Source organism: Hydrogenophaga sp. GW823-FHT04C09 (assembly GCF_058796355.1).
Genome location: NZ_JBXAIO010000002.1, coordinates 643845 through 656256 on the forward strand (window position 1 = coordinate 643845; position 12412 = coordinate 656256).

The 12412-nt window shown below is 68.2% G+C and carries 11 protein-coding genes and 1 tRNA gene; 4 read left to right on the top strand and 8 right to left on the bottom strand.

Annotated elements, in window-relative coordinates:
- Positions 1-11: 11 nt before the first annotated feature.
- On the bottom strand, positions 12-983 hold the full coding sequence (locus tag AC1Q9M_RS08240) for a porin (protein ID WP_382160340.1): 972 nt from the start codon (positions 981-983) through the stop codon (positions 12-14).
- A 220-nt stretch (positions 984-1203) separates the two neighbouring features.
- On the opposite strand from AC1Q9M_RS08240, the gene AC1Q9M_RS08245 reads away from it, so the two are divergent.
- The gene (locus AC1Q9M_RS08245; protein WP_492433255.1) at positions 1204-2451 is read left to right on the top strand and encodes an NAD(P)/FAD-dependent oxidoreductase; all 1248 of its coding nucleotides are present in this window, start codon (positions 1204-1206) and stop codon (positions 2449-2451) included.
- 12 nt (positions 2452-2463) lie between these two features.
- Here AC1Q9M_RS08245 and AC1Q9M_RS08250 read toward each other — a convergent pair whose 3' ends face one another.
- Positions 2464-3381 (bottom strand): LysR family transcriptional regulator, encoded by a 918-nt coding sequence (locus AC1Q9M_RS08250; RefSeq protein ID WP_492433257.1) that lies wholly within the window; start codon positions 3379-3381, stop codon positions 2464-2466.
- Positions 3382-3553: 172 nt separating this feature from the next.
- Between AC1Q9M_RS08250 and AC1Q9M_RS08255 the strand changes: the two genes are divergently transcribed.
- Genes AC1Q9M_RS08255 through AC1Q9M_RS08265 form a run of 3 tightly spaced genes read left to right on the top strand, consistent with a single transcriptional unit; the run spans position 3554 to position 5932 of the window.
- A complete protein-coding gene (locus tag AC1Q9M_RS08255) occupies positions 3554-4105 on the top strand; it encodes a cupin domain-containing protein (protein WP_444688258.1) in 552 nt (183 codons plus the stop codon).
- Positions 4102-4902: an alpha/beta fold hydrolase gene (locus AC1Q9M_RS08260; RefSeq protein ID WP_444688257.1), complete on the top strand. Its 801-nt coding sequence runs from the start codon at positions 4102-4104 to the stop codon at positions 4900-4902. The genes AC1Q9M_RS08255 and AC1Q9M_RS08260 overlap by 4 nt, the downstream gene beginning before the upstream one ends.
- A 37-nt stretch (positions 4903-4939) precedes the next feature.
- Positions 4940-5932, top strand: a complete 993-nt coding sequence (locus AC1Q9M_RS08265; protein WP_382160327.1) for a Bug family tripartite tricarboxylate transporter substrate binding protein — start codon at positions 4940-4942, stop codon at positions 5930-5932.
- A 19-nt stretch (positions 5933-5951) separates the two neighbouring features.
- Here the strand turns inward: AC1Q9M_RS08265 and aqpZ are convergent, their stop codons facing one another.
- The 6 genes from aqpZ to AC1Q9M_RS08295 all read right to left on the bottom strand — a co-directional run bounded on the left by aqpZ (position 5952) and on the right by AC1Q9M_RS08295 (position 12353).
- On the bottom strand, positions 5952-6656 hold the full coding sequence (gene aqpZ / locus AC1Q9M_RS08270; RefSeq protein ID WP_382160325.1) for an aquaporin Z: 705 nt from the start codon (positions 6654-6656) through the stop codon (positions 5952-5954).
- Positions 6657-6797: 141 nt separating this feature from the next.
- Positions 6798-6873: transfer RNA gene (locus AC1Q9M_RS08275), tRNA-Thr, on the bottom strand.
- 28 nt (positions 6874-6901) lie between these two features.
- Positions 6902-7909: a class 1 fructose-bisphosphatase gene (locus AC1Q9M_RS08280; RefSeq protein ID WP_382323617.1), complete on the bottom strand. Its 1008-nt coding sequence runs from the start codon at positions 7907-7909 to the stop codon at positions 6902-6904.
- A gap of 14 nt (positions 7910-7923) precedes the next feature.
- The gene (gene pepN / locus AC1Q9M_RS08285) at positions 7924-10620 is read right to left on the bottom strand and encodes an aminopeptidase N (protein WP_492433261.1); all 2697 of its coding nucleotides are present in this window, start codon (positions 10618-10620) and stop codon (positions 7924-7926) included.
- Positions 10621-10623: 3 nt separating this feature from the next.
- A protein-coding gene (gene prfB, locus AC1Q9M_RS08290; RefSeq protein ID WP_382160317.1) for a peptide chain release factor 2 occupies positions 10624-11728 on the bottom strand; the annotation gives its coding sequence in 2 pieces (ribosomal slippage) (positions 10624-11646 and positions 11648-11728; 1104 coding nt in all).
- A 79-nt stretch (positions 11729-11807) separates the two neighbouring features.
- Positions 11808-12353, bottom strand: coding sequence for a hypothetical protein (locus AC1Q9M_RS08295; RefSeq protein ID WP_382160314.1), 546 nt, complete (start codon positions 12351-12353; stop codon positions 11808-11810).
- Positions 12354-12412: the final 59 nt, after the last annotated feature.

Sequence of the window (12412 nt, forward strand, 5' to 3'; positions counted from 1 at the left end):
AAAGCGGGAAATCAGAAGTCGTGGCGCACGCCGACCGAGTACATGCGGCGGTCGGTCGTGGTGACACCAGCGCCGTTCTCCACGTCGCCGTCGAGGTAAGCGCCGTACACGCGGGTGCGCTTGGACAGCGCGTAGGTCACGCCAGCGGACAGCGCGGAACCCTTGGCGGTCGTGGCACCCGCGGTGTTCTCGGCCTTGCTGTAGGCGTAGCCCACCGAGAAGTCCAGGTTGCCCACGGGCACGTTCACGCCGATGGCGTAGCCATTGGCCTTGGCGCCGTTCTTGATTTCAGCGCGGTTGTAGCCGGCCGAGAGGCGGGCCACGCCGAAGTTGTACGCGCCACCGACGGTGGTGTACTCGCGGTTGTTGGCCTTCTGCTCCTGGTAGCCCACACCCACGTCCAGGTTGCCGGCGCGGTAGCGCAGGTTGAACGCGGTGGTGTCGGCCTTCACGGTCGAGTCTTCGTCCAGACCGTAGCTGGCGCCGAGGCTGAAGCCGCCGAAGGAGGGCGATTCGTAGCGCAGCTGGTTGCTGGCGCGGCTCGAGTAGTCGGCCACACCGGCGGTGTAGGCGATCTTGGTCGGGCTGAATTCCGAGTCCCAGAGGTTGCTGCTGATGCTCAGGTCGCGGATGTCGTCGAACGAGGTGTCGTGACGGCCGAGCTTGAGCGTGCCGAAGCCGCCGCTCAGGCCGACGATGGACATGCGGTCGAACGCGCTGCCGGCGGCTTGCGTGCCGGCGCTGCTGTCAAAGCCTTGCTCCAGACCGAAGATGGCCTTGAGGCCGCCGCCCAGGTCTTCGCTGCCGCGCACGCCCCAGCGGGTGGAGGTCAGGTTGCCGCTGAACATCTGCGTGCTGCTCACGCCGTTGACCTTGTTGGAACCGACCGAGGTGTCGATGCGGCCGTACAGCGTGACGTTGGACTGCGCCAGGGCGGCGCCCGTGGTGGCCAGAACGGCCAGAGCGACGAGGCTCTTCTTCATGTGGATGCTCCGATGAAATTGCACGGGGGACCCGTGGAGGTCCCCTTGCTCCCTGCACCATGCAGGAAGTCCTTCGTATTTCATCGAAGCGCGGCGAAAACTCTGTGACATCGGCCGCCCGCAAGAGGGTTTGCCCCGAGATACAACACATGGCCCTGCGATGTGCCAGGGCTGTCATCACCGCGCCATAAAAAGAGCAGCAACTAGAATGACCTGCACCATGACACACGACATCATCGTTCTCGGCGCGGGCATGGTTGGCGTGGGCTGCGCGCTGCACCTGCAGGCCCGGGGCCAGTCCGTCGCCTTGCTCGATCGCCGCGCGCCAGGGCTCGAAACGTCCTACGGCAACGCCGGCATCATCCAGCGCGAAGCCATCGCACCCTATGCCTTGCCGCGCGACCTCGGCTTCCTCTTGTCGGGGGCCACCAACCAGCGCGTCGACGTGCGTTACCACGCCAGCGATGCCGCGCGCATGCTGGGCCCGCTGTGGTCCTACTACCGCCACTCGGCACCCGGCCCCTACCAGCGGATCTCGCGCGAGTACGAGACCCTGATCGCGCTCTCGCTGGACACACACGCGCCGCTGATGCGCGACGCGGGCGCCGAGGATCTCGTGGCGGGGCAGGGCTACCTCATGCTCTACCGCAGCGAGCGCGAACTGCACGAATTCTTCGAGGTGGCCGACGAGCGCGCCCAGGCCGGTGTGCACCACCTCAAGCTCACGGGCGCGGACGTGGCGCGCGAAGAGCCCGCGCTGGTGGGCGAGTTCGCCGGCGCGGTGCGCTGGACCGACCCCGTGGCCATCCGCAGCCCGGGCGACCTGGTGCAGGCCTATGCGCGCCTGTTCGAACAACGCGGTGGCGCGGTGCACCTGGGCGACGCCCTGGGCCTGCGCCAGAGCGGCTCGGGCGGCTGGCAGGTGGACACGGCCGACGGGCGCACGCTCTCGGCGCCGCAGGTGGTGGTGGCGCTGGGCCCGTGGACCCTGCAACTGACCTCGCGCTTCGGCTACACCGCGCCCATGATTCCCAAGCGCGGCTACCACATGCACTACGCGCGCCTGCCGGGCCAGACCCTGAACAGCACCGTCATCGATGCCGAATACGGCTACGTGGTCGCGCCCATGAAGGACGGCCTGCGCCTGACCACCGGCGCCGAACTCGCGAACGCCGATGCGCCGCGCACACCCACGCAGATCGATGCCGCCGAAGCGATCGCGCGCCAGAGCTTCCCGCTCGGCGAGCGCGTGGACCCTGAACCCTGGATGGGCACGCGTCCCTGCATGCCCGACATGAAACCCGTCTTCGGCCCCGTGCCCTCGGTGCCCGGCCTGTGGTGCGCCTTCGGCCATGGGCACCAGGGCTTCACGCTGGGGCCGGTGACGGGGGAACTGCTGGCGGCGATGATGACCGGCGCCACGCCGCGCGTGGACGTGCGGCCGTTTTCGCCGGCCCGGTTCGGCTAACCGTTCGCGCCTTCAGCGCGCGACCGCCTGCGCGCACTCCACCACCACCCGGCGCAGCCACTCGTTTGCGGGCGCGTGCTGCGTGCGCGGGTGCCACAGCATGCGCACATCGAACAGCGGCAGCTCCAGCGGGATGTCGAACATGTCGATGCGCGCCATCTGCGTCATGCGCCGGGCCAGGCGCACCGGCACGCAGGCCACCATGTCGGAGGTCTCCAGCACGAAAGGCAGGGCCAGGAAGCTGGGCTTGATCATGTGCACGTTGCGGCTCACGCCATGGGGGCGCAAGGCGGTGTCGATCTGCACGTTGTAGATCTGCGCGAGGTCGGGCTCGATGGTCACATGGGGCAGCGCGCAGAAGGCCGCCACATCCAGCGATGCGGTGATCGCGGGGTGCTCGCGCGCGCAGATGGTGACGAAGCGGTCGGCGAACAGGTTGCGGCCCTTGAGGTAGTCGGGCGCGTCGGGGAAGTAGGTGATGGCCAGGTCCAGCTCGCCCGCCGCCATCATTTCGCCGAAGTGTTTCGGGTTGGTCTGCAGCACGTGGATCTTCACGCCGGGCGCCTCCTCGCGCAGCCGGCGCATGACCGAAGGCATCACCAGCAGGTCGATGTAGTCGATGACGATCAGTCGGAAGGTGTGCTGCGCCGTGGCGGGGTCGAACGGCGTGGCGGGCTCCAGCACGCGCTCCATCGCGGCCAGCGCTTCCTGCACCCGGGGCAGCAGGGCCATGGCGCGTTCGGTGGGCACCAGGCCGGTGCCCGCGCGCATCAGCAACTCGTCCTGGAACAGGTCGCGCAATTTGGCCAGCGACGCGCTCATGGACGACTGGCCCACCTCCAGCCGTTCGGCCGCGCGGGTGACATGGCGCTCCCGCATCAGGGCGTCGAACGCGAGCAGCAGAGGGAGATCGAGGGTCGGCAGCTTCATGGCCAGGGATGGTGCCTGCATTCGCCTGACCGGGTGCGCTCAGGGGCCTAGGGGAAAACCCATGGCCTTCATCGCGGGGGCTGATCGGCGCCATCGGTTTGCGCGATTGCAGCATGCGCAGTCACGCTTTCATACTTCGCCGCGTGTCCCACCCCCAACCGAGAGAGACCCCATGGCACTTCCCCAGATCCGAGTCACGCGCGAAGAGATGCGCAAACGCGTGGCCTACTTCAAGGACTTGAAAGGCTTCGACGGCGGCCTGCCCGACAGCCAGTACCCCAGCGCCATCCGCAAGCTGTACAACGCCGTCGGCTTCCAGCCGCCCAAGGGCAAGGGCGGCCAGGAGGTGGTCTCGCCGCTGGGCGCCGAGGCGGCGGCGAACGCGGCCATCCCCATCAGCGAGGGCTTCAACCTGGGCTTCTGCGAAGCCCGGCCCGGCCACGGCCCGATGATGCACAACCACGACACCAACGAAACCTTCATGCCCCTCACCGGCACCTGGCGCTGCTCCTGGGAGCTGGATGGCCGTGAAGAGTATTTCGACGTCGGCCCCTGGGACGTCATGTCGTTCCCACCCGGCGTCAACCGCCGCTTCGAGAACATCACCCACCACGAGCCCGAGCAATCGCATTTCCTGCTGGTCGTCGTCAGCGGCGACGCCCCCGAGGCGGACTTCTCCGAGCAGGCCAAGTCCACCTTGCGCGAAGCGGGGCTGTACGCGTGAGCCTGGATTTCGCCGCACCGGCCGGCCTGAAGGCGTTCACCCAGGCCTGGCCCCTGCACGCCTTCACCGACCCGCAAGGGCACCGCTGGGGCTTTCGCGACAACCGGCGCGACGCGCCGCCCCTGGTGCTCTTGCCCGGTGCCCTGGGCAACGGCGACGTGGCCTGGCGCATCGCGCAAGCCCTGGACGTCGAGGCCCGGGTGCTGACTGTGCACTACCCCAGCGGCCTGGAACCCGACGCGCTGGCCGATGGCCTCCTGGCCCTGATCGACCAACTGGCGCTCGGGCCCGTGGCGCTGTGGGGCTCCTCGTATGGCGCGTGGTGGGCCCAGGCCTTCGCCCAACGCCACCCCGGCGCGCTGCGCGCGCTGTGGCTGGGCAACACCTTCGTCGACGGGGCCGACGTGACCGCGTCCCCACTGTTCGCGCCCGACTGGCTGACCGCGGCCAGTGGCGACGACGTGGTGGCGCGCTGGCGCGACGGCACCCTGGCCCGCCCCGACAGCGAATTGCGCCAGCTGCAGCTGCACATGCTCCAGCACGGCCTGCCGGCGGAAGACTTCCGCCAGCGGCTGTTGAAGGTGGCGCTGTCGACGCCCCTGCCCGCAGCGCCGACGCCCACGAAAACCGTGCTCTGCGACTGCGAGGACGACGCCATCATCACGCCCGCCGTGCGCGAACGGGTGCGCCAGCGCTACCCCCATGCCCACCGCGTCGTGCTGTCCGCCGGGGGGCACTATCCCCATGTGCAGCAGATCGACGCCTTGCTTCCCCATCTGCGGTCCTGGCTCGCCTGAGCCCTGCCGCCCCATGCCCCCGAACCAGGAAACGCCCATGAGCCCCCAACTCCCCGCAGGCCCGAACCGCCGCCATATCCTCTCCGGCCTCGGCGCCGCCGCCCTGATCGGCGTCGCCCCTCGGCTGCACGCCCAGGGCAAGTGGCCCGAGAAGCCGATCCGCGTGGTCGTGCCCTTCGCCGCCGGCGTCTCGCCCGACGTCGTGGCCCGCATCCTGAGCGAGCCGCTGTCCCGCGCGCTGGGGCAACCCGTCGTCATCGACAACCGCGCGGGCGCGGCCGGCATCATCGGCGCCGACGTGGCGTCCAAGAGCCCGGCCGATGGCTACACCCTGTTCATGACGGTCAACTCCATCATGGGCATCAACCCCAACGTCTACGCCAAGCTGCCCTACGACACCTTCCGCGACTTCGCCCCCGTGACCCAGGTGGCGCTGGTGCCCTATGTGCTCATCACCGGCCCCAACCAGCCCTTCAAGACCCTGCAGGATCTGCTGGCCCAGGCCAAGGCGAAACCCGGTGGCGTGGAGTACGGCTCGCTGGGCGTGGGCTCGGGCCCGCACGTGGTGATGGAGATGATGAACAACATGGCGCAGGTGAGCATGGTCCACATCCCCTACAAGGGCAGCCCGCTGCCCGACGTGATGGCGGGCCAGGTGCCGCTGGCGTTCGAGCCGGCCACTACGGCCGTGCCGCTGGTGCGCTCGGGCAAGGTGCGCGCGCTGGCTGTCACCAGCCCCAAGCGGAGTTCGGCTTTGCCCGAGGTGCCCGCCGTGAGCGAGGTCCTGCCGGGCTACGACGGCGATGGCTGGCAGGGCTTCTACGTGCCCGCGGGCACGCCCAAGGACATCATCGGCCGCCTCAACACCGAGCTCGTGAAGATCCTGCACACGCCCGATGTGCAGAAGAAGCTCGAAGGCCTGGGGCTCGTGGCCATGGGCACCTCGGTGGAGGCGTTCGCCAAGGTCTCGCGCGCCGAATACGACAAGTGGGGCAAGATCGCCAAGGCCAACAACATCCGCGTGGAGTGAGGCCGCCCGGCCGGCCGGCTCAGTCGTCGCCGGTGGCCAGCAGCGAGCGCCAGATCAGCGCGCCCAGCGCGGCGCCCACGATCGGCGCGACCCAGAACAGCCAGAGCTGGTCCAGTGCGATGGCCGGGCCGAACAGCGCCGGGCCGGTGCTGCGCGCCGGGTTGACCGAGGTGTTGGTCACCGGAATCGAGATCAGGTGGATCAAGGTCAGGCACAGGCCGATGGCCAAGCCGCCGAAGCCGGCGGCCGCGCGTTTCGCGGTGGCGCCGAGGATGACGAGCAGGAACACGGCGGTGAGCACGACCTCGGTGATCAGCGCCGCCGTGAGGCCGTAGCCGCCGGGCGAATGCTGGCCATAGCCGTTGGTGGCGAAGCCGCCCACACTGGCGCCCGGCTTGCCCGTGGCGATGAGGTACAACACGCCGGCCGCCACCACGGCGCCCAGCACCTGGGCGATCACATAACCGGGCAGCTCGGCCGCGCGGAAGCGGCCCCCGAGCGCCAGGCCCACCGAGACCGCCGGATTGAAGTGGCCGCCGGAGATGGGCCCGAAGGCGTAGGCGCCGGTCAGCACCGTGAGGCCGAAAGCCAGCGAGACGCCGGTGAAGCCGATGCCGAGCTGCGGAAAGGCCGCCGCCAGCACCGCGCTGCCGCAGCCGCCCAAGGTCAGCCAGAAGGTCCCCAGAAATTCGGCAGACCACTTCTTCAGATTGCTGTGTTCCATGCTGTCTCCAAGTCGGGTTGTTCGGCCTGTTGCCACAGGGCGTGGGCGGATTCTAGGTCGACTCCGACGGGCGCACGCACGGCCGCGCCGCCCCAAAGAAAAAGCCCGCCATGGATTTCATGGCGGGCTTTCAGCGTTTGTTGGTGCCGGAGAGATGAATCGAACACCCGACCTTCTCATTACGAATGAGCTGCTCTACCGACTGAGCTACACCGGCAACGCCTAAGATTATAGCCCGATGTGGATCAGGCCTCCCGGTGGTAGGCGGTGACGCGCTCGACCTCGTTCTTCGAGCCCAGGATCACGCTGACGCGCTCATGCAGCTTGCCGGGCACGATGTCCAGGATGCGCTCGCGGCCGTTGGTGGCGGCGCCACCGGCCTGTTCGATCAGCCAGCTCATGGGGTTGGCCTCGTACATCAGGCGCAGCTTGCCGGGCTTGTTCGGTTCGCGCTTGTCCCAGGGGTACATGAAGATGCCGCCGCGCGTGAGGATGCGGTGCACGTCGGCCACCATGCTGGCGATCCAGCGCATGTTGAAGTCCTTGCCGCGCGGGCCCTCCTGGCCGGCCAGGCATTCGTCCACGTAGCGCTTCACCGGGGCGTCCCAGTGGCGCATGTTGCTCATGTTGATCGCGAATTCCTTGGTGTCGGCCGGGATCTTCACGTTTTCCTGGGTCAGCACGAAGGAGCCCTGCTCGCGGTCGAGGGTGAACATGGCCACGCCGTCGCCCACGGTGAGCACCAGCGTGGTCTGCGGGCCGTACACGCAGTAGCCGGCGGCCACCTGGTGGGCGCCGCTCTGCAGGAAGTCCTGCTCGCTCACGCCGGCGCTGCCGTCGGGCTTCCTGAGCACGCTGAAGATGGTGCCGATGCTGACGTTCACGTCGATGTTGCTGGAGCCGTCCAGGGGATCGAACAGCAGCAGGTACTCGCCCTGCGGGTAGCGGTTGGGCACCACGTAGATGCTGTCCATTTCCTCGCTGGCCATGGCCGCGAGGTGGCCGCCCCATTCGTTGGCCTCGATCAGCACCTCGTTGGCGATGATGTCCAGCTTCTTCTGGACCTCGCCTTGCACGTTCTCGGTGGTCGCCGCGCCGAGCACGCCGCCGAGGTCGCCCTTGTTCACGGCCTGGCTGATGCTCTTGCAGGCGCGCGCCACCACTTCGAGCAGCAGGCGCAGCTGGGAGGGAATCAGGCCGTCGACACGCTGTTGTTCGACGAGGTAGCGGGTGAGGGAAATGCGTTGGGTCATGTCGGTTTTCCGTTTCAGTCGGCGAGGGCGCGGGTGACGACCTCGCGCACGTCGTTGCTCAGGTCGGGCTTGGCGGCCACGCGGGCGATGGCTTCGCGCGCCGCGCCGCGGTAGGGCTCGGCGAGTTTTTTCCAGCGGTCGAGCGCGCGCGCCAGGCGGGCGGCGACCTGCGGGTTGAAGGCGTCGAGTTCGACCACGCGCTCGCTCCAGAACAGGTAGCCCGCCGCGTCGGCGCGGTGGAAGGCGCCCGGGTTGGCGCTGCAGTAGCTGAAGATCACGCTGCGCGCGCGGTTGGGGTTCTTGAGGTTGAAGTCCGGGTGCGCCATGAGCTTGCGCACCGCCGGCAGCACGTTGCCCGCGCGGTCGGGCGCACCGGCCTGCAGGGCGAACCACTTGTCGAGCACCAGGGCCTCGTCGCGGAACAGGGCGTGGAAGCGGGCCAGCGCGTCGCGGGCGAGCGCGTGTTCGCTCACCACCAGGGCCGACAGCGCGTTGAAGCGGTCGGTCATGTTGCCGGCGTCCTTGAAGTGCTGGTAGGCCTTGCCCGGCCAGACGGCGTCGCCTTGGTGGCGCGCGGCCAGGCACAACATGGTGAGCGACAGGCCCGCGAGCGCGCGGCGGCCGGTGCTCACCGGGTCGGGGTGGTAGGCGCCGTTGTCCTTGTGGTGCTCGAAGGCCCAGGCCCAGTCGTCCTGCAGGGCGGTGGCGAGCTGTTCGCGCATGGCTTCGCGCACCGCGTGCACGCGCTGCGGGTCCACCTCGGCCAGTTGTTCGGCGATGTAGGTTTCGCTCGGCAGCGTGAGCACCAGTTCCTTGAAGGCGGCGTCCAGGTGCTGGTGGCGCAGCACATCGCGCATGGCGCCGAGGAAGGCGCCGTCCAGCGGCGCATCGGGGGCGGGGCCTTCGGCCAGGATGGCCATGAGCGCGCGGCGCAGGGCCAGGCGCTGGCCGGCTTCCCAGCGGTTGAACGGGTCGGGGTCGGCCGCGAGCAGGGTGAGCAGCTGCGCGTCGGTGTAGTGGCATTCCAGCACCACAGGCGCCGAGAAGCCGCGCAGCAGCGAGGGCACGGGCGCGCTGTCGAGGTTCACGAAGGTGAAGGTCTCGCTGGCCTGGGTGAGCACGAAGGTGCGGCTGCCGGTCTCGGGCTGCGTCCAGTGCGCCAGTTGCAGCGGCAACTGCTGGCCTTCGGGGCTGAGCAGGCCGAGCGAGACCGGGATCACGAACGGCTCCTTGGCGGCCTGGCCCGGCGTGGGCATGCAGCTTTGCGACAGCGTGAGCGTGTAGCTGCGCGCGGCGGCGTCGTACACGCCTTCGGCGCGCACGTGTGGCGTGCCGGCCTGGCTGTACCAGCGCTTGAACTGCGGCAGCAGGCGGTGCAGGTCGCTCTCGGGGTTGGCGTCGGCGATGGCCTGGGCGAAGTCGTCGCAGGTGACGGCCTGGCCGTCGTGCCGCTCGAAGTACAGCTTCATGCCCCTGGCGAAGCCTTCGCGGCCGACCAGGGTCTGCATCATGCGCACCACCTCGGCGCCTTTTTCGTAGACGGTGACGGTGTAGAAGTTGTTGATCTCGGCGTAGCTGTCGGGCCGCACCGGGTGGGCCATGGGGCCGGCGTCCTCGGGGAATTGCGCGGTGCGCAGCACGCGCACGTCCTCGATGCGCTTGACCGCGCGCGCCGAGGGCTCGGCGCACAGGTCCATGCTGAATTCCTGGTCGCGGAAGACGGTGAGGCCTTCCTTGAGGCTGAGCTGGAACCAGTCGCGGCAGGTGACGCGGTTGCCGGTCCAGTTGTGGAAGTACTCGTGGCCCACCACCGATTCGATGTTGGCGAAATCGGTGTCGGTGGCCGTGGCGGCGTTGGCCAGCACGTACTTGGTGTTGAAGATGTTGAGGCCTTTGTTCTCCATCGCGCCCATGTTGAAGTCGCTGGTGGCGACGATCATGAAACGCTCGAGGTCGAGCGGCAGGCCGAAGCGGGCCTCGTCCCAGGCCACGCTGGCGATCAGCGAGTTCATCGCGTGCTCGGTCTTGTCCATGTCGCCCGGACGCACATAGACCTGCAGCAGGTGCTTGCCACCGCTGCGCGAGGTGATGCGCTGCTCGCGCGCCACCAGCTGGCCGGCGACGAGGGCGAACAGGTAACACGGCTTCTTGTGCGGATCGACCCACTTCGCGAAGTGGCGGCCATCGGGCAGGGCGCCTTCTTCCACCAGGTTGCCGTTGGACAGCAGCACCGGGTACTTCGCCTTGTCGGCGCGCAAGGTGACGGTGTAGCTGGCCATCACGTCCGGGCGGTCCAGGAAGTAGGTGATGCGGCGGAAGCCCTCGGCCTCGCATTGCGTGAAGAAGGTGCCCTGGCTCACGTACAGGCCCATGAGCTGCGTGTTCTTCTCGGGCACGCAGATCGTGAAGATCTCCAGGTCGAAGGGTTCGTGGCCTTCGGGCAGGCTCTCCAGCACGAGCTGGGTGCCTTCGATCTTGAAGGAGCAGCCCGCGCCGTTGACCAGCACGCGCGCGACGCTGAGGTCTTCCCCGTCCAGGCGCAAGGCCTGCGCCGGCACGTCCGGGTTGCGGCGCAGGCGCATCTTGTTGAGCACGCGGGTCTTGGCCGGGTCCAGGTCGAAGCCGAGATCGACGGTGTCGATCCAGTAGGCCGGGGCGGCGTAGTCCTCGCGGCGCACCACGGTGGTGGGGCCTTCACGCAATGAGCTCATGGATCAAACTCCCTGTTTGAGTGATGCTTCGATGAAGGGGTCGAGGTCGCCGTCCAGCACCTTCTGCGTGGCGGAAATCTCGACGTTGGTGCGCAGGTCCTTGATGCGGCTGTTGTCCAGCACGTACGAGCGGATCTGGTGGCCCCAGCCCACGTCGGTCTTGGTGTCTTCGAGCTTCTGTTGCTCTTCCTGCCGCTTGCGCAGTTCGTGGTCGTACAGGCGCGAGCGCAGGCGCTTCCACGCCACGTCGCGGTTGCTGTGCTGGCTGCGGCCGTCCTGGCACTGCACCACGATGCCGGTGGGGATGTGCGTGAGGCGCACGGCCGAGTCGGTCTTGTTGATGTGCTGGCCGCCCGCGCCCGAGGCGCGGAAGGTGTCGGTGCGCACGTCGGCCGGGTTGATGTCGATCTCGATCGAGTCGTCCACCTCGGGGTAGACGAAGATGGACGCGAACGAGGTGTGGCGCCCGCCCGAGGAGTCGAACGGGCTCTTGCGCACCAGGCGGTGCACGCCGGTCTCGGTGCGCAGCAGGCCGAAGGCGTACTCGCCCTCCACCTTGATGGTCGCGCTCTTGATGCCGGCGGTGTCGCCCTCGGTCTCGTCCTCGATGGTGGTCTTGAAGCCCTTGCGCTCGGCGTAGCGCAGGTACTGGCGCAGCAGCATGCTGGCCCAGTCGCAGGCCTCGGTGCCGCCGGCGCCGGCCTGGATGTCGACGAAACAGTTCAGCGGATCGGCCGGGTTGTTGAACATGCGGCGGAATTCGAGCTTCTCCACCTCGGCCGCCACCTTGGCGGCTTCGCCTTCGATGGTGACCAGGCCGGCGGTGTCGCCGTCCTCGCTCGACATCTCGAACAGCTCGGTGTTGTCGGCCAGTTCGCCGGTGAGGCGGTCCAGCACCAACACCACGTCTTCCAGGGATTTTTTCTCGCGGCCCAGGTCCTGGGCGCGCTTGGGGTCGTTCCAGACCGTCGGGTCTTCGAGCGCGGACTCGACTTCCTTCAGCTTCGATGCCTTGGCATCGTAGTCAAAGATACCTCCGGAGCTCGACCACTCGGGTGGTCAGGTCTTCGAGCTGGCTTCGGATGGCGTTGCTGCGTTCGGCTTCCATGGGACTGTTTCCTGCTGTCTGTGTACAAAGACGGCGATTTTCTCACGGGCCGGCCCCGGGCCGCAGGCGGTGGCCGATGTCAGAAGCGCCACTTCGCGCCCACCATGAACGCCGCGGTGCCCAGGATCTGGACTTCGAGGGCGGACCGGGGCGAGAGCTGGTAGCCCACCGCCGGGATGATGGCGGGCGAAAACCCGCCCACGTTCATGGGGACCTTGTCCTTGTACTGGCCCACGTAGCCGTACAGGATGCCGGCCGTCACCGACACATACACCTTGGGCTGGCTGGGCAGCAGGCCGGGCCAGGCCTTGCCCACGAAGGCGTAGGCCGAGGGCTGGCCGAAGGAGTTGCGGAACAGGCTGATGCCGCAGGTGCGGTCGTTGGGCAGCAGGCGGCTCAGGCTGAAGGCGAACACCGGCTTGTGCTCCGGATCGTGCGACCAGTGGTGCGTGTAGGGCGAGAAAAAGCCCTCGTAGCGGGGTTCGGTCGCACCTTCGGCCACGGGATCGTTGATGCCGGGGCACAGCGTCCAGTCGATGGCCAGGGCCGGCGAGGACAGCGCCGCCAGCAGGGCGAAGGTGGCCAGGGGGCGTGAAAGAGCGGGGCGGGTTGGGGTCGTGGGCAAGCTGAAAACCATAGGTCACAAGTATGCACGCCACCCGCGTTGCGACTGCAACAATCCGT

Coding starts and splice junctions, on each gene's coding strand:
- aqpZ (WP_382160325.1), bottom strand. CDS start 6,656: ATGGAACACAGCAATCTGAAGAAGTGGTCTGCCGAATTTCTGGGGACC.
- AC1Q9M_RS08255 (WP_444688258.1), top strand. CDS start 3,554: ATGGCACTTCCCCAGATCCGAGTCACGCGCGAAGAGATGCGCAAACGC.
- pepN (WP_492433261.1), bottom strand. CDS start 10,620: ATGAGCTCATTGCGTGAAGGCCCCACCACCGTGGTGCGCCGCGAGGAC.
- AC1Q9M_RS08240 (WP_382160340.1), bottom strand. CDS start 983: ATGAAGAAGAGCCTCGTCGCTCTGGCCGTTCTGGCCACCACGGGCGCC.
- AC1Q9M_RS08265 (WP_382160327.1), top strand. CDS start 4,940: ATGAGCCCCCAACTCCCCGCAGGCCCGAACCGCCGCCATATCCTCTCC.
- AC1Q9M_RS08250 (WP_492433257.1), bottom strand. CDS start 3,381: ATGAAGCTGCCGACCCTCGATCTCCCTCTGCTGCTCGCGTTCGACGCC.
- AC1Q9M_RS08280 (WP_382323617.1), bottom strand. CDS start 7,909: ATGACCCAACGCATTTCCCTCACCCGCTACCTCGTCGAACAACAGCGT.
- AC1Q9M_RS08245 (WP_492433255.1), top strand. CDS start 1,204: ATGACACACGACATCATCGTTCTCGGCGCGGGCATGGTTGGCGTGGGC.